Origin of the sequence: Serratia sp. CY27727, from assembly GCF_052169275.1 — a bacterium.
Lineage (GTDB): Bacteria > Pseudomonadota > Gammaproteobacteria > Enterobacterales > Enterobacteriaceae > Serratia > Serratia sarumanii.
The window spans coordinates 497,893-515,309 of the sequence record NZ_JBJNLB010000002.1 but is presented as its reverse complement, the minus strand read 5'-3'; the positions used below and the strand labels follow the sequence as shown (position 1 = coordinate 515,309).

Genomic DNA, 17,417 nt, shown 5'->3' with positions numbered 1-17,417 from the left:
AACTTTTCGCGCTTATTTTCCCCGCCCGTCCGGCTGAATTTGCGGCAATGCGCTGAGCCGTTCAAACGCATAATCCCAAAAGGCGCGCACCTTCAGCGGCATGCGCTGCGCCTGCTGCGCCACCAGCTGTACCGGCATCGGCAACGGTTCATGGTCCGCCAGCAGCCGTACCAGCGTGCCGGCGGCCAGATCGTCCGCTACCTGATACGAGAGCAGCCGGGCGATGCCCTTGCCGGCGCGCACCGCCAGCAGCTGCGCCTCCACGTCGTTGAGCAACAGCCGGGGAGCCAAGCGCACGCGCTCGCCGTTTTCCTGCGGGCCGAAGCGCCATTCGCGCAGTGACGGCCGCTGGGTGCCAACGATGGTGGCATGCTCCGCCAGCTGCGCCGGCGAGCGCGGCTCGCCGCAGCGCGCCAGGTAAGCCGGGCTGGCGACCGTCACCCGGCTGACCTGCCCCAGCCGCCTCGCCACGCGGGAAGAGTCCTGCAGATGACCGATGCGCACCGCGATATCCAATCCTTCGTCAATCAGATCGAGATTGCGATCGTTCAACACCATTTCGATCTGCATCTGCGGGTAGTCATCGAGAAACGCCATCACCACCGGCGCCACGTAGCGGCGGCCGAACTGCACCGGCGAGGTGACGCGCAGCAAGCCGCTCAGCTGCGCTTCAGCGGTATCCTGCACCACCGCCTGATAATCCTGCAGCAGCTGTTGCGCGCGCTCCAGCAGGCGCACGCCCGCCTCGGTAGGCGCCAGCCGCCGGGTGGTGCGCTCCACCAGCCGGGTGCCGAAACGCTGTTCCAGCGCGGCGATCGCCCGGGTGATCGCCGGCGCCGAGCGCCGCAGTTTGCGCCCAGCGGCCGCCAGGCTGCCCTGCTGCACCACCGCCACGAAGATGGCCAACTCGTCTAATCGATCCATAGACTCTTCCGAAAAATGAAATTATCAATTTCCACATTGCCGGATTACGCTCATTCGCCGCAAGAGTATGCTGAAAAAAAACAGTGAGGAGAAACGCCATGTCCACCATCACCCTCTACGGCACCCCGCTTTCCGGCCACGCTCACCGCGTGGCGTTGCTGCTGCGCATGCTGGCGCTGCCCTATGAATGGGTAGAAGCCTCGGCGGAGGTACGCCAGAGCGCGGCCTTTCGCCGGCTCAACCCGTTCGGCCAGATCCCGGTCTTGCAGGACGGCGATCTGACGCTGGCCGACAGCAACGCCATTCTGGTCTATCTGGTGAAACGCTATGCGCCGAACAGCCACTGGCTGCCGGAACAGCCGGCGGCGGCGGCGCGAGTGCAGGCCTGGCTTTCCAAAGCCGCCGGTGAAGTGCGCTACGGCCCGGCCTCCTGCCGGCTGATCGCCCAGTTCGCCGTGCCGGAGGATTATCAGGCGGCGCGGGCAATCAGCGATCGTTTTCTGCCGCAGATGGAGCAGCACCTGAGCGAGCGCGGCTATCTGGCCGGCGAACAGGCGACCATCGCCGATCTGGCCTGCTACAGCTATGTGGCGGTCGCGGCCGAAGGCGGCATTTCGCTGGCGCCTTACCCCGCCATACGCCGCTGGGTGGCGAGCATCGCGGCGCTTCCCGGCTTCTTCGCTATGCCGGCTCTGCCGGAACCGGCGGCGAGCTGACGCCATGATCCCGCAACGGTTCCACCCCGATGAGCTGCGCGCGCAAACGCTGGCCGGTTTCGATCGCGTGGGCGGCGGCATCTACCCCGCGATGCCGGATCAGCACCGCGCTTTTTTCGCCGCGTTGCCCTACCTGTTCGTCGCCACGGTGGACGAACAGGGCTGGCCCATCGCCACCCTGTTCAGCGGCCCGCCCGGGTTTTTACGCACGCCGGACGACACGCACCTGCGCATCAGCGCGCCGCGCCGCAGCGACGATCCCGCCCAGGCGCTGTTGCTGCCCGGCAAACCGGTCGGTGCGCTCGGGCTCGACTTCAGCAACCGGCGGCGCAACCGCGCCAACGGCATCGTCGGCCGCACCGACAAAAACCGGGTGGAGATCGTCGTTCACCAAAGCTTCGGCAACTGCCCGCAGTACATTCAGCGCCGCGAACTCTACCCGGTGGAGAGCCGACCACAGCCGGTTGAGCATTTAGCTTCGCTCGATGCGGCGGCGCAGGCGCTGATCCGCACCGCGGACACCAGCTTCGTCGCCAGCGGCGCGCACCTGGAACTGGCGCAGGGCGGCGTCGATATTTCCCATCGCGGCGGGCGGCCCGGCTTTATCCATCTGGCAGGCGACACGCTGTGGATGCCGGACTTTCGCGGCAACCGCTATATGAATACGCTGGGCAACCTGCTGGCCGAACCACGGGCGGCGCTGCTGTTCATCGATTTTGAGCGCGGCGACGTGCTGCATCTGCAGGGAAAAACGCAGATCCTCTGGCAGGCGGAAGGGCATCCCGGCGTTGAAGGGGCGGAACGCTATTGGCGGTTTGACGTTCACCGCGCCTGGCGTTTTGCGGCGGCGCTGCCGTGGCGGGGACGCGATCTGGAATATTCGCCGGCGACGCTGGCGACCGGGGTGTGGCGCCGCTGAAATGAAAAGCCCCGCTGCGGCGGGGCTGAATCGGAAGATTACAGGCTGTGTTCGGCCGCCGATGCGGCCTGATAAAGCTGACGAAAATAACGCAACCGCGCAAAGAACAGGCGGCTTTGCTGTTCCGACATATTGCCGGCCACCTGCCCGGCGTCAATCTGCCGCCCTTGCCATTCCATCAGGGCGATGCTCGACGCCAAAAAATCCATTTCGCTGCCGTAGGCCGCGAGATGTCTGTCCACTGATTTCATCATTCGCACACTCCTTTTAATCACATCGAAAAGGGTCATATGCCTGCTCTTTCAGTATCGGCCCGGCGGCGGATATTTTTTGTACAGAAGGTGCGCATGAAGAAAACGCTCATCTTGTCGCCGCGGCGGCAAACGGCGGCGGCAAAGTTTGCTAGGGTAAAGGGTAGCCGTATGGGATAGACCATTCTGTTGAACTCAGCAAAGGAAGAGAACAATGAGCACCAGCATTAGCGCTACCCTCAAGGATCCCACGCTGTTCCGCGAGGCCAATTACATCGACGGGCAATGGTTGCCGGCCCAAGCAGGCCGTTCGATCGCCATTCATAATCCCGCCAACGGCGAGCTGGTCGGCCACGTGCCGGCCTTCGGCGCCGAAGAAACCGCGCGCGCCATCGCCGCCGCCAAGAAGGCGCAGCCCGCCTGGCGTGCGCTGACCGCCAAAGAACGCGCCGGCAAACTGCGGCGGCTGTTTGAACTGATGATGGAAAATCAGGACGATCTGGCACGCATCATGACGGCGGAACAGGGTAAACCGCTGGCTGAAAGCCGCGGTGAGATCGCCTATGCCGCCTCCTTTATCGAATGGTTCGCCGAGGAAGGCAAGCGGGTCTACGGCGACACCATTCCGCAGCCGCAGGCCGGTCGCCGCATTATCGTGCAGAAAGAGCCGATCGGCGTGTTCGCCGCCATCACCCCGTGGAACTTCCCGGCGGCGATGATCACCCGCAAAGCCGGCCCCGGCTGGGCCGCCGGCTGTACCGGGGTGATCCGCCCCGCCAGCCAGACGCCGTTCTCGGCGCTGGCGATCGCCGTGCTGGCGGAGCGCGCCGGGCTGCCCGCCGGGGTGTGCAACGTGATCACCGGCCCCAGCAAGGGCATCGGCGGCGAACTCACCGCCAACCCGGATGTGCGTAAACTCTCCTTCACCGGCAGCACCGAAGTCGGCGCGCAGCTGCTGGCCCAGTGCGCGCCCACCATCAAGAAAACCAGCATGGAGCTGGGCGGCAACGCGCCGTTTATCGTGTTCGACGACGCCGATCTGGACGCCGCCGTGGCCGGCGCGGTCGCCTCGAAATACCGCAACGCCGGCCAGACCTGCGTCTGCACCAACCGTTTTCTGGTGCAGGACGGCGTGTACGACGCCTTCGCCGCCAAACTGAAAGCAGCCGTCGCCAAGCTGAAAGTCGGTAACGGCCTGGATGAGGGCGTCACCATCGGCCCGCTGATTAACCCGGACGCGGTGGAGAAAGTGCGCGAGCATATCGCCGACGCCGTCGAGCACGGCGCATCGGTGCTGCTGGGCGGCAAGCCTGACGCGCTGGGCGGCAATTTCTTCACCCCGACCATCCTGACCGACGTGCCGCGCACGGCGAAAATCTTCCGCGAGGAGACGTTCGGCCCGGTGGCGCCCCTGATCCGCTTCAACCACGAGGCCGACGCCGTCGAACTGGCCAACGACACGCCGTTCGGCCTGGCCGCTTACTTCTACAGCCGCGACATCGGCCGGGTGATGCGCGTGGCCGAAGCGCTGGAGTACGGTATCGTCGGCATCAACGAAGGGCTGATCTCCACCGAGGTGGCGCCGTTCGGCGGCATGAAGCACTCAGGTTTGGGCCGCGAAGGCTCAAAATACGGCATCGAAGACTATCTCGAAATCAAATACCTGTGCCTTGGCGGTTTGGGCGCCTGATGCGATGGGCTCCCGCGCCTGCGGGGGCCCTGCCTGGCGGTTTTGGAGAGTCTTTGCTACCTTTAGGCCTCTCGTTCAAACGGTTAAAAGGAATTTCCGCTATGCACCCCCTCTCGATGCAGTTGCCCGGCTTTTACGTCGCCGGCCAGACAATCAGAACCACCAATCAGGACGAAACCCGGCCCGAAACGGCTAAAATTTCTGCGCTGTGGTCAGACTTTTTCGCCACCTCGCCCGCCATGCCGGTCTACGGGGTCTACTCCAACTACGCCTCCGACGCCGGCGGGCCGTTTGACGTCACCGCCGGCAGTGCGGCAGAGAGCGGTTTGTACATCGAACCCGGCCGCTATCTGGTGTTCCAGGCCCGGGGCGCGATGCCGGCGGCGGTTATCGCAGGCTGGCAAGCCATCTGGGCCTACTTCGAGCAACACCCGGAAATCGAACGCCGCTTCCTGACTGACTTCGAAGCCTATACCGGCCCCGACGCGGTCGATATCCATATCGGCTGCCGCTAACGTAACAGTGAGATCGACGATGACCACCTTCTCCCCCGCCATTCCGATCCTGCGCATCTTTTCGGTCGACAAGGCCAAAGAGTTTTATCTGGATTTTCTCGGTTTCACGCTGGCGTGGGAGCATCGTTTCAGCGAGGATCTGCCGCTGTACATGCAGGTGAGCCGCGCCGGATTGACGCTGCACCTGAGCGAACACTACGGGGACAGCACGCCCGGCGCCGCCCTTTTCATCCCGGTGCACGATATCGACGCGCTGCACCGGGAGCTCACGGCCAAAAACTACCGCTATGCCCGGCCGGGGGTGGAGGTTGTCGACTGGGGCAAGGAGCTGAATCTCACCGATCCGTTCGGCAACCGCCTGAGGTTTTGCGAGCAGAGCCACGAAGCCTGAGCGGCCTTATTGGCGGTACTCCGCCTCGCTGACCGGCTCCAGCCAGGTCACCGGGCTGCCGTCCACCGCTTCGGCGATGGCGATATGGGTCATGGCGGTGTCCGGCGTCGCGCCGTGCCAGTGTTTGACGCCTGCCGGGATCCAGACGATATCGCCGGAGTGCATTTCCTGCGTGGCCTCGCCCCACATCTGGATCCAACCGCGCCCCTGAGTGACAATCAGCGTCTGGCCGAGCGGATGCGTATGCCAGGCCGTGCGGGCGCCGGGTTCGAAGGTGACGGTCGCGCCGCCCACCCTGGCCGGCGCGTCACCAGCGAACGGCGCGTCGATGCGTACCTGCCCGGTAAAATAATCCGCTGAACCGCGCTGTGATGGGATCGAACCGCTGCGTTGTATTTTCATCTGTCGTGTCCTCCGCGCCGGCTCTCACCGCCGGCGCTGATCGTCATGAATGCGTGATGCCAAGATAGCGCCATGCTTTTCCGGCGACTAGCGGGTAAAATGTGCAAGGAGCTATGAGCTAAACTCATAAATCTGCGCGACAGTGCGCTCCCTTCCTCTTCGGTGCCGATATGTTGAAAGAAAACTTTAACGATCTGATCGCTTTCCTGATGGTGGCCAGGGAGCGCAGCTTCACCAAAGCGGCGGCGCAACTTGGGGTTTCCCAATCGGCGCTCAGCCACGCTATTCGCGGGCTGGAAGAACGCCTGGCGCTGCGCTTGCTCACCCGCACCACCCGCAGCGTCGCCCCCACCGAGGCCGGTGAACGGCTGCTCAACAGCATCGGCCCACGCTTTGCGCTGCTGATTGAGGCGCTGCGGCGCGGGGCTTAACGCCCGACGTTTTTCTGCAGATGCGCCGGGTAGCGATCGCCGATCACGTCGATCGCGGAGAGCGCGCGCTCAATCTCGCCCAGCTCGTCCGCCGCCAACGCGACCGCCGCCGCCGCGAGGTTTTCTTCCAGCCGGTGACGCTTGGTGGTTCCCGGGATCGGCACGATCCACGGCTGCTGCGCCAGCAACCAGGCCAGAGCGATCTGCGCCGGCGTCACGTCCTTGCGCTGCGCTATCTGCCCCAGCACATCCACCAGCGCCTGGTTGGCCCGGCGCGCTTCGGCGCTGAAGCGTGGCACCTGGTTGCGAAAATCGCCGCTGTCGAAGGTGGTGTCCTCGGTGATGGCGCCGGTGAGAAAGCCCTTGCCGAGCGGGCTGAACGGCACCAGACCGATGCCCAGTTCCGCCAGCGTCGGCAAGATTTCACGCTCCGGCTCGCGCCACCACAGCGAATATTCGCTTTGCAGCGCCGTGACCAGCTGCACTGCGTGGGCACGCCGAATGGTTTGCGCTCCGGCTTCCGACAGGCCGAAGTACTTCACTTTCCCTTCGCGAATCAGTTGCTGCACCGCCCCGGCCACCTCCTCGATAGGCACCTCGGGATCGACGCGATGTTGATACAGCAGATCGATGGCCTCTACCCGCAGGCGTTTCAGCGAACCGTCCACCGCCCGGCGAATATGCTCCGGACGGCTGTTCAACACCTGTTGCCCCGCCGGCTGCGACAGATCGAAACCAAACTTGGTGGCGATAACGACCCGATCGCGCACCGGCGCCAGCGCTTCGCCCAACAATTCCTCGTTCGTGAACGGACCATAAATCTCGGCGGTATCGAAGAACGTCACGCCTTCGTCGACCGCGGCACGGATCAGTTCGATCGCCTGCCGTTTGTCGGTGGCCGGGCCATAGCCAAAACTCAGCCCCATGCAGCCCAACCCCAACGCCGAGACTTCCAGCCCTTCGCGCCCCAATTTGCGTGTTTGCATCTTCACTCTCCCGCTGATTGATACCGGCGCCGCCTGACGCGGCGCCGCTCCGGTGTGATGACTGTAAAACACGGTTGGCACCATGACTATGGGGCGAAATACGCTTGGGCTTATGAGCCAGGCTCATGAATCAAACGTCATCGTTGAGCGCTTGCCCGATCTCCGCCTCACACCGCAGGATGTTGTGGTGATGACAAGCCAGCGGGATGACCCTCAGCCGCTCGCAGGCGGCGCCAAGCCCATTATCTTCCACCGCCAGCAGCGGCGCCGTGACCGCTTCCGGCAACTGCGGGTTGCCCTCCGTCGCCTTAAACAGCGTCACCTTAGTGGTTTGCAGCCTGCGGCTCAGCCGCCCTTCTGACAGCCGCCGCTCCGCCTGCCCCGCGGCCATGGCGCGTGTAGCCGCCTCGCCCTCGATGCCCAACGCCGGCAACAACTGCTCCAAGGGCAACTCCGCCACGGCCTGCCGGTAGAAGCTATCCAGCAGATACAGTTGCACGTTACGGCGGCCGCGCGCCTCCAGGCGGGCGGCAATCTCCAGCGCGATGATGCCCCCCAGCGACCAACCGAGAATGCGCACCGGCCTGGCGCCTTGCAGCAGGCCGGCGGCGATCATCTCGTTCAGATACCGTTCGGCCAGATCGCCGAGCGAGTCGATGGCGGGTTGATGGTAAAGGTTATGGTTATCGACGCCATAGCAGTTGAATCGCCCCTGCAGCGGCTGTGCGAAAGCGTGGAATGCCTCCGCCCCTACCAGCGCCGGATGGATCATCCATACGACGGGCGCGCCCTCTGCCCAGCGGTTAAGCGGCAAGACCAGGCGGCGTTCGTTGGCGGCCAACAGGTTTTTCAGCGTGCGACTTTGCAACAGCTGCACCACCGGCACCGGCGCGGCCATCAATTCGCCCATGCCGACACACAGGGAAATGGCCTTGATCGAGGTGCCGCCCAGCAGGAAGAAATCGTCCGTCATGCCGACCTGCCCGCACTGCAGCGCCGCCTGCCACAGCGCACACAGCTGCTGTTCCAGCTCGTTCGCGGGAGCGACATAAACCTGCGGTTCGCTCGCCGCAGGCGCAGGCAACGCCTTGCGATCCAGCTTGCCGCTGGAGTTGTGCGGCAACGCTTCCAGCCGCATCAGCGCCGCAGGCAGCATGTACAACGGTAATTGCCCGCTCATAAAGGCCAACAGCGCCGATTCATCCAGCGGCGCCTCGCTGACGTAATACAGCGCCAGGCGCTGCCGATGCGCCTCCGACAGCACGACGGCGCAGCAGGATTTGATCGCGCCGAACGCCAGCGCACATTGCTCGACCTCGCCCAGCTCAACGCGGTAGCCGTTGATTTTCACCTGAAAATCCATACGGCCGAGGAACTCCAGGTTGCCGTCCGGCAAATAGCGGCCGGCGTCGCCGGTGCGATAAAGCCGCTCCCCCAGCTCCGGATGGTAGATGAATTTCTCTTCGGTCAGCGACGGATTGCGGTAATAGCCGCGCGCCACGCCGATCCCACCGATGTATTGCTCTCCCGGCAAGCAGGGCGGCAGCACGCGCAGATGACGATCCAGCACGTAAAAACGCTGATGGGCCATCGCCTGACCGTAAGGCACGCTGGGCGCCAGGATCGGCGTCGCCGGGATGTCGTACAGGATCGACCAAATGGAGCTCTCGGTCGCGCCCCCGGCGCTGACGACTCGGCACCCCGGCCGCCATTGACGAATGCGCGCCGGCAGTTGGCGGGAGATCACCTCGCCCACCAGCACCACGTTGCGCAGCTGCGGCCACTGCGCCTGCGACGCGGCGGATTCCAATTGCTCCACCAGCAGCGTCATCACCGAAGGCGCGGAGTTCCAGAAGGTCACGCCCTGAGTCATCAACAGCCGATGCCAGGCCTCAGGCTGATAGCGTTCGGTTTCGGACGGCATCACGATAGCGCCGCCCACCGACAGCAGGCCGAAAATATCGAACACCGAAATGTCGAAACTCAGCGCGCTGAGCGCCAACCCGCGATCGTCCGCGCCGAGTTCCAGCTGGCGCAAGGTATCGATGATGCTGTTCACCGCGCCGCGATGTTCTATCGCCACCCCTTTCGGCGCGCCGGTAGAGCCGGAGGTGAAAATCACATAGGCCAGCGCGGAAGGCGCAGGCAAGACAGGCTCTCCCGGCGCCGCCGGCGGTAACGCCGTGACGGCCCCCTGCGGATCGATGGTCAACAGCCTGGCCTCGCCGCTGGTCGACCATTCCCGGCTGCTGAGGATAATTCGGGTCTGCGACTGCGCGACGATATCCAGGCGGCGGCGTTCCGGCCAGGCGCCGTCCAGCGGCAAATAGGCCTTGCCGGCCATCAGAATTGCCAGCACCGCAATGATTTGCGCCCGCCCTTTGTCCACCATCACCGCGATGGTATCGGCGCGCATGTCCGCGTGCTGACGCAGCTGCAGCGACAGCGTCAGCGCGCGCCGATACAGCTCACCGTAGCTCAGTTCGCCCCATTCATCGACGATCGCCAGCCGTTGCGGATGGCGCTCGGCCTGACGGATGAAATCATGATGGATGGCGCGCTCAAAATCGTAGGCCGGCGGACAGGATTGATGGAAGGCGCGTTGCCGCGCCATTTCACTCTCCGAGACCAGCGCCAACTGGCTGACGCGCTGCTCCCCGTGATTGACGATCTGCGTGAGGATGGTCAGATAATACTCGCCCAACAGCGCCAGCGTGGCCGATGAGAACAATGCGGTGGCATAGTTGAAGATCGCCCTGCCGCCCTGCGGCGCCGGCTGTATGCTCAGCGTCAAATCGAATTTGGCCGCCTGGTAGTGCGCCAGCAGATCCTGCGGCGCCAGCCAGGTCGGCGCATCCCCCTCTTCCTCCAGCGCGAACAGCGCCTGGAACAGCGGATGGCGCGACAGATCGCGCGGCACCTGCAGCAGCTCGATCAGCTGATCCAACGGCAAATTCTGATGCCGTTGCGCCTGCAGCACGCCGTCAAAGACCCGGTTTACATAGTCGTTCAGCGACGCCGCATCGTCGATCTGCGAACGCAGCGGCAGCGTGTTGACGAAGAATCCGATCGCCGAGCGGGTCTCCGCCACCGGCCGGTTGGCGACCGGCGTGCCGACCAGAATGTCTTGCTGGCCGCTGAAGTAACCGAGCAGCAGGTTAAAGGCCGCGAGATACAGCGCAAACGGCGTGACGCCCTGGCGCCGGGCGAACTGCGCCGCCTGCGCCACCAGCGCCTCCGGCAGCGCGATGACGTGGTTGGCGCCGCGATGATCGAAGCGGGCCGGCCGCACGAAATCGAGCGGCATTTCCAGCGCCTGCCACCCATCCAGCGCTTGTCGCCAATACGCCTTCGCCTCATCCGCCTGAGCGGATTCCAGCCAGCGCCGTTGCCAGACGGCATAGTCGCCATAGTGCAACGGCAACGCCGCCAGCCCGGCCTCTTGCCCTTGCCGCTGCGCCTGATACAGCACGTCCAGCTCCTGCAACAGCACCGGCTGCGACCAGCCGTCAAACGCCAGGTGATGCACCAGAATCAGGCTGTAAGTCACCCACCCGCCATCCGGCTGCGCCACCCGGTAAACGGCTGCCCTGATCGGCAATTCCGCCCCCAGCGCGAACGGCCGGTCGATATCCTGCCGCAGCCTGTCCGGCCATTGCGCCGCCGCCAGCGTCACGCGCGCCAGCGAAAGCGTCAGTTCACAGGCACGGGCGACGGCGCTTTGGGATGGCATCTGGACAATCAGGCTGTGCAAGACCTGATGCCGGGCGACCACCGCCTGCAAACTGCGCTCGTAAGCCGCCAGGCACACCTCGTCGCCGAGACGGAACAGCATCGGCACGTGGTAGAGATTGCCGCCTCCGTTCAAATTCTCGATAAACCACAGCTGCAGCTGTGAAGAAGAGAGCGGATACTCGCGCTGCCGCAGCGGCGGGATCGACACCGGCGCGGCGCCCTGCTCCTGTTGCGGCAACGCGCGGCACAGCGAGCGGATCGTCGGGAAGCGCCCCAGCTCGCTCAGCGTGACCTCGCGCGCCAGCCGCCGGCCGATCTGATAGCAGGCCTGGATAGCCAGAAGAGAGTTGCCCCCCAGCGAGAAGAAATTGTCCTCCACGCCGATATCCTGCCGCTGCAGCAGATCGCGCCACACCGCCAGACAAGCGTTCTCCCATTCGCTCTGCGCCGCGACGAACTCACGCGCCGCCCTTTCCGGCTGCGGCAGCGCCTGTCGCGCTATCTTGCCGTTTTCGGTCAGCGGCAGCTGCGCCAGCTGCATCAGCGCCTGCGGCACCATGTAAGGAGGCAGTTGGCGGCTCAAATGCTGAGCCAGCGCCTGAGGGGCGATCGCCTCATCGGCAACGTAATACGCGGCCAGGCAGGGCTGCGGTTGCGTGACGAGCACGCAGCAACAGGCGGTCACGCCCGGATAGGCGAGCGCGGCATGTTCTATCTCCCCCAGTTCGATGCGATAGCCGTTCAGTTTGATCTGCTGATCGAGGCGCCCCATAAACTCCACGTTGCCATCCTCCAGCCATCGGCCCGCATCGCCGGTGCGATACACCCGCTCCTGCAGCTCGTCATGCCAGAAGAAACTCTCGGCGGTGCGTTGCGGATCGCCGTAATACCCGCGCGCCAGGCCTTCCCCCGCCAGATAGATTTCGCCTCGGACACCCGGCGCGGCGGGCCGCCGCCCGGCATCCAGGATATAGCAACGCTGGTGCGGCAACGGTTTGCCGTATGGAATGCTTACCGACCGAATTTTCTGACCGCGCGGCACCTCGTACAGCATGGTGAAGATCGCCGCCTCCGTAGCGCCGCCGGCGCTGCAAAAACGGCCGTGCGGCGCCCAGGCCAGGCAGCGTTCCGGCAGCGAGGTGGCGATCCAGTCGCCCCCCACCATCACCGCCCGCAGCGCCGGTGCCGGCCCGGCCGTCAACCCCGCCCCGTTCACATAATCCAGCAACAGCTCCATCAGCGCCGGTGCGCTCAGCCATTGCGTCACCCGATGGGTCATCATCAGCTGATACCAGGCCTGCGGATTGGTCCGATCCCGCTCGGCCGGCATTACGACCGCGCCGCCGGCGCTCAACGGGCTGAAAATGTCGAAGATCGCCAGATCGAAGCTCAACGCGCTGAGGGCCAGGCTGCGATCCCGCTCGTTGAGGCCGAAATACCGCCGCACGCCCTCCAGCATATTCACCGCGCTGCGATGTTCGATCGCCACGCCTTTCGGTGTGCCGGTCGATCCCGAGGTGAAAATGATATAGGCCAGGCTGTCGGGCCCAGCATCCAGCGCCGGCAGGCGCTGTTCCGGCAGCGGCAGCTGCGCCGCCAGCCCTGCGGCATTCAGTTCGATCAGATTGATCTCGTCGCAGGCCCAGGGCGCATCGCTGAGCAGCGTATTGATGCCGGCCTGCGCCATCACGTTCAGCCGCCGCTGCGGTGGCCATGCCGCCTCCATCGGCAAAAACGCCTTGCCGCACATCAGCGCCGCCAACAGGGCTACCGGTTGCCGGCGCCCCTTGTCGGCGATGACGGCGATGGCGTCACCGGTCATCCGCCCTTGCACGCGCAGCTGAGTGGCAAGCGTCAGCGCCGCCGCGTGCAGCTCGCCGTAAGTCATCTCGCCCTGCTCGTCGACAACCGCCACGGCCTGCGGATTGCGCCGCGCATGCTGCACGAAGTCCTGTTGCAGGCTGCGTTCAAACGCATAGCCGAAGGCAGACACCGCTGGCAGCGCCTGGCTCTGCGGTTGCAGACGGATATTTTCCAGCGGCCAGTCGTCGTGGTGCGCCATCTGCTGCAACACGGCGAGATAGTAGCCGGCCAACCGATCCATCGACGCTTTGCTGAACAGCGCCGAAGCGAAGTTGAAGCGCGCGCGCATCTGCTCCCTCTGCGGCGTCAGCGTGAGCGTGAGATCAAACTTGGCGGTGCGTTCATAAGCGCTTAGGTCGACCACCGACAGCCAGTCCGGGCGCGCCTGCGCGCCGCCCTCGCTCTCCAACGCGAACATGACCTGGAACAGCGGATGGCGCGAAAAATCGCGCGGCAGCGCCAGGTCGTCCACCAGCGCTTCCAGCGACAGCGTCTGATGCTGCTGCGCCTGCAGCGTCGTGGCCGCGACCTGCCGCACAAACTCCACGACGCGATGGCGCGGGTCGATCTGCCGGCGCAAAGGCAGCGTATTGACGAAGAACCCGATCAGATTCTCCAGTTCAGGGCGGCTGCGGTTGGCCAACGGCGTGCCGACCATGACATCGTTCTGGCCGCTGTAGCGGGACAGCAGCAACATGAACCCCGCCAGCATCACCGCATGCAGCGTCACCCCCTCTCTGCGCGCCAGCGCATCCAGCGCCTTCACCAGCGCCGCCGGCAACGGTACTTCGCTGTTGTCGCCGCGCTCGTCGAAGACCGCCGGCCGCAAAAAGTCCAACGGCAGCGAGAGTTGCTGGCAACCTGCCAGCGCCTGCCGCCAAAAGGCCAATTCGTCCGCCCGGCGCTGCACATTTTCCGGCGCTTGTTGCCAGCGCGCATAGTCGAGGTATTGCAACGCCGGCTCTGTCGCCTCACGCCACGTTCCCCGATAGCGCGCGTCCAATTCCTGCAGCAGCACCTCAAGCGACCAGCCGTCAAAGACGATGTGATGGAACACCAACAGGCAAACGGTCGTTTCCCGCTCCGCCGCATCGTGGTAACGGTAGCGCGTGGCGCGCAGCGGCAGCTCGCGCGTCAAATCCATCGGCTGGCTGCAGGCTTGCGTCAGCTCGGCGTCAAATTCATCGGCGCTCTGCGCCAGCACAGGCACCGGCAGCGCGGTATCGCTGACCCACTGGCTGGCTTCGCCCCGATCATTCTGGCGAATCAGGCTGCGCAAGATCTGGTGGCGCTCGACGATCGCCTGCAGGCACTCCACAAAACGTTCGTCATCGATATCCGGCGACAGCCGCAGCAGCACCGGCGACAGATAATGCGTGGCGTCCACCGACAGTTGCTGAACAAACCACAGCCGCGACTGCTGAAGCGACAGCGGCGCCTCCCGCAGCCCGCCGGGGAGGATCGGCAGCTCGTCCGGCGGCGCCTGACGCTGGGCAGCGATATGCTCGCTCAGCGCGGCCACCGTCGGGTGCTGATTCAACGTTAGCACCGAGATCTTCGCCCCCGGCAGTTTATTCACTTCGTGGCACAGCCTGATCGCCATCATGGAGTTGCCGCCGAGGCGGAAGAAGTTGTCATCCACGCCGACATCGCCCCCCAGCAGCCGATTGAACAGTGCCGACAGGCGAATCTCCAGCGGCGAACACGGCCGGCGAAACGCCGTTTGCGGCTCGATCGGTAGCGGTTCCGGCAATGCCCGGTAATCGACCTTGCGGCTCACCGTCAGCGGCAGCGCCGCCAGCGCCCGCATCGCCGAGGGCAACATGTAGTGCGGCAGCTGCGCCGCCAGCCGTTGCAAGATGTCGCCGGCCTCCGGCTCCGAGCCAGGTTGCGGCACATACCAGGCCGCCAGCTGGTCCGTAGTGCCGGGACGCAGACTCACCACCGCCTCGGCCACCCCAGGCAGCGCGCGCAGCTGCATTTCTATCTCGTCCAATTCGATGCGATAGCCGTTGATCTTGATTTGCTGATCGTGCCGTCCGAGGTACTCCAGACTGCCGTCGGCCAAGCGCCGCACTCTGTCGCCGGTGCGGTACAGGCGCCGGTACGGTTCACGCAGTTCAAAAGGATTGGCGGTGAACGCGGCCTCCGTCAACGTCGGCAGGTTCAGGTATCCGCGCGCCAGGCCGACGCCGGCCAGGCACAGTTCGCCTTCCGCCCCCAGCGGCAGCAAGTTATCGTGCTCGTCAACCACATAGCAGCGCATGTTGGCGATGGCGTGGCCGATATTGCGCGCGCCGTTGCGGCGATAAATATTCAGGCTGGCGCTGACCGAAGCTTCGGTCGGGCCATACATGTTGGCGACCTGCATGCCGCGGGCCAGGTAATGGTCGAGCGCTTCCTGCGCGCTCGCCTCGCCGCCGGTCGCGAGATAGCGCACCGAAGCCGGCAATTCAGGGAAGGTGCCAAGCAGCGCCGGCGGCAAGAAGCAGGCCTCGATGCACCAGGCCGCCATCTGTTCGCACAACAACGCGGGATCTCGTCGCTGCGCTTCGCTCGCGATGAACAGCTGGTGGCCGTTGCCCAGGGCCATGAACACCTCAAAGACGTGCGCGTCAAAGGCCAGCGAGGCGAACTGCAGGCAGTTGAGCTCATCCGGCTCATTACGCAACAAGCGCTGCGTATGGCCACGCACCATATTGGCCGCACCCCGGTGTTCGCACAGCGTGCCCTTCGGCCGCCCGCTGGTGCCGGAGGTGTAAATCACGTAGGCCAACTGCCGGGCGTCCACACTCGGCAAACTCGCGGCATCCGCATCGGCGAGCGGTTCATCCGCCGACAGGCAAAGATCGCCCGGCGCCAATCGCTGCGCCGCGGCCTGCAACGCGCTTTCGGTCAGGACAATCGGGCTGTTCACCTCTTGCAGGATATAATCCAGCCGCTGCGCCGGCGCGGCGGGATCCAGCGGCACATAGGCGCCGCCCGCCTTCATGATGGCCAGCATCGCCACCACCGCCTCCGCGCTGCGCTGCAGATACAGCGGGATCAGCGTCTCCGGCGGCATGGCCACGCCGCGCAGCCGTTGATACTCCGCCCGCAGCCGCAGCGCCAGACGATCGCTGCGCTGCGCCAGCTGGCGGTAGCTGAGCGATCCTTTGGCGTCGGTCACGGCGATGCGTTCCGGGTGACGGCGCGCCTGGCGGGCCAGGCCGTCGAGCAGCGTCGCTTCCGCGTCGGCCGTTGCAGGCCCGCTCTCCCAGGCGTCGCGGCAGCGCAAAACCTGTTGCGCCGTCAGCTGCGGCCAAGCGGCAATCGGCGCATCCGGTTCGGTTAACGCGCGCTGCAATAGCCAGAGATACTGCTCCGCCATCTCCGCCATCTGGGTCGCGTCGAACAGATCGGGGCGGTAGCGCAGGCGAAACTCAAAGGCCTGCTCGGTGGGCTGATACTCCAGCAGCAGTTCCGAACCGGCCAGATCGACATTGAACCGGTGATTGACGCCAATGCGACACCCCTCGAGCGCCAGCGGCGCATCTTTCAGGTAAGCCTGGGTAAAGTTGACGTTCAGCTGACGCACCGGACTGAGGCTCAGCATGTCATAAACCGGTAATTGGCTGTGCCGCAGCTTGCCAGCCACCTTGAGCGCTTTGCTGTAGGCCAGCGTCGCGCGGTACAGCTGATTGAACGTGGCTCCCGGGGCGAGGGTCAAGGGAAACACCGCAGTGTTGACCTGTGCGCCGAAGAACAGCGCCTCGCCGCCCTCCGGCGCGATGGGATAACCGATATGCACCGTTTCCTGCGCAGATTGTCGGGCGATCAGCAGCGCCCACAGCGTTTTGAAGATCAGGAAAGGATTGGCATACCTGACGCCGGATTTCAGCGCTTGCCACTCAGCGAACGGCAACGCAAAGCGCACTTCGCCGGCGCCGGGCGCTTCGGCCGCTGCGCCGGGGAGATAAGGCAACGCCACGCGCGGGGCGCATTCGGCCAGTATGTCGCCCCAGAATGACGCGGAACCGAACTCGTGTTTCAACGCCGCGATATCCGCCTCATAGCGCCGGTACAATGTGCTGATGTCCGTTTCATCCGCCTGCGGCGGCGTCACCGCCGTGCCGCGATTGTAATAGGCGGAAACGGCGCTGTAGAACTCCTGTCCGGACAGGCCGTCGATCAGGATGTGATGAACGACAATGATCAGGTTATAGCGCTGCGGAGCCAGCTCAATCAGGTAGAAGCGGCACAGCGGCCCTTCCCGGAGATCGAACGGCGTGTTGATTAACTTACCGACATCGCAATCGGCATCGAGCGTTTCCAGCGCAATTTTTTTCGCCGACCTTACCCAGCGTAATTGCGAGGCGCTGTCATCCAGAACGTGGTGAAACAGAATATAGTCACGGCAAACCCCGTCGATCGCCGCGCGCAGTCGGCCGACGTCCAATTCTCCCTCAATCGTCTGATCCAGCACCAGGTTGTACTCGCAGGAGTGTGGATTGAGCATGTACTCATTCCAAAATGTGTGGGTATAGGGTGAAGCGATGAGCGCGTCCATAAATCAATTCCCTTTTAATATATTCCGTAAATATATAAATAGATA

10 protein-coding genes and 1 pseudogene are annotated in these 17,417 nt (G+C 64.5%); 6 read left to right on the top strand and 5 right to left on the bottom strand.

The window, feature by feature from the left end:
- Positions 1 to 12 precede the first annotated feature (12 nt).
- A complete protein-coding gene (locus tag ACJ8HB_RS07255) occupies positions 13 to 924 on the bottom strand; it encodes a LysR family transcriptional regulator (RefSeq protein ID WP_033647869.1) in 912 nt (303 codons plus the stop codon).
- 98 nt (positions 925 to 1,022) lie between these two features.
- On the opposite strand from ACJ8HB_RS07255, the gene ACJ8HB_RS07250 reads away from it, so the two are divergent.
- Positions 1,023 to 1,640, top strand: a complete 618-nt coding sequence (locus ACJ8HB_RS07250; protein ID WP_047571485.1) for a glutathione S-transferase family protein — start codon at positions 1,023 to 1,025, stop codon at positions 1,638 to 1,640.
- 4 nt (positions 1,641 to 1,644) lie between these two features.
- Complete coding sequence (locus ACJ8HB_RS07245) at positions 1,645 to 2,559, top strand: pyridoxamine 5'-phosphate oxidase family protein (protein WP_047571483.1); 915 nt, start codon at positions 1,645 to 1,647, stop codon at positions 2,557 to 2,559.
- 38 nt (positions 2,560 to 2,597) lie between these two features.
- On the opposite strand, the gene ACJ8HB_RS07240 is transcribed toward ACJ8HB_RS07245, so the two are convergent.
- A complete protein-coding gene (locus ACJ8HB_RS07240) occupies positions 2,598 to 2,813 on the bottom strand; it encodes a glycogen synthase (protein WP_033647872.1) in 216 nt (71 codons plus the stop codon).
- A gap of 211 nt (positions 2,814 to 3,024) precedes the next feature.
- Between ACJ8HB_RS07240 and gabD the strand changes: the two genes are divergently transcribed.
- The 3 genes from gabD (at position 3,025) to ACJ8HB_RS07225 (ending at position 5,406) form a co-directional block, all read left to right on the top strand.
- Positions 3,025 to 4,500, top strand: a complete 1,476-nt coding sequence (gene gabD, locus ACJ8HB_RS07235; RefSeq protein ID WP_041035756.1) for an NADP-dependent succinate-semialdehyde dehydrogenase — start codon at positions 3,025 to 3,027, stop codon at positions 4,498 to 4,500.
- A gap of 101 nt (positions 4,501 to 4,601) precedes the next feature.
- Positions 4,602 to 5,015 (top strand): GyrI-like domain-containing protein, encoded by a 414-nt coding sequence (locus ACJ8HB_RS07230; RefSeq protein ID WP_047571481.1) that lies wholly within the window; start codon positions 4,602 to 4,604, stop codon positions 5,013 to 5,015.
- A gap of 19 nt (positions 5,016 to 5,034) precedes the next feature.
- Complete coding sequence (locus tag ACJ8HB_RS07225) at positions 5,035 to 5,406, top strand: glyoxalase superfamily protein (RefSeq protein ID WP_047571479.1); 372 nt, start codon at positions 5,035 to 5,037, stop codon at positions 5,404 to 5,406.
- A gap of 6 nt (positions 5,407 to 5,412) precedes the next feature.
- Here ACJ8HB_RS07225 and ACJ8HB_RS07220 read toward each other — a convergent pair whose 3' ends face one another.
- On the bottom strand, positions 5,413 to 5,808 hold the full coding sequence (locus tag ACJ8HB_RS07220) for a (R)-mandelonitrile lyase (RefSeq protein ID WP_047571477.1): 396 nt from the start codon (positions 5,806 to 5,808) through the stop codon (positions 5,413 to 5,415).
- Between the two features lie 170 nt (positions 5,809 to 5,978).
- Between ACJ8HB_RS07220 and ACJ8HB_RS07215 the strand changes: the two are divergent.
- A pseudogene (locus ACJ8HB_RS07215) lies at positions 5,979 to 6,206 on the top strand (LysR family transcriptional regulator); the annotation flags it as partial.
- Positions 6,207 to 6,235: 29 nt separating this feature from the next.
- Here the strand turns inward: ACJ8HB_RS07215 and ACJ8HB_RS07210 are convergent.
- Together ACJ8HB_RS07210 and ACJ8HB_RS07205 are read right to left on the bottom strand one after the other, a co-directional pair.
- Complete coding sequence (locus ACJ8HB_RS07210; protein WP_047571473.1) at positions 6,236 to 7,225, bottom strand: aldo/keto reductase; 990 nt, start codon at positions 7,223 to 7,225, stop codon at positions 6,236 to 6,238.
- 130 nt (positions 7,226 to 7,355) lie between these two features.
- Positions 7,356 to 17,372 carry a non-ribosomal peptide synthetase gene (locus ACJ8HB_RS07205; protein ID WP_047571471.1) on the bottom strand — a complete coding sequence of 3,339 codons (10,017 nt, stop codon included), beginning with the start codon at positions 17,370 to 17,372 and terminating at the stop codon, positions 7,356 to 7,358.
- Between the last annotated feature and the right edge of the window lie 45 nt (positions 17,373 to 17,417).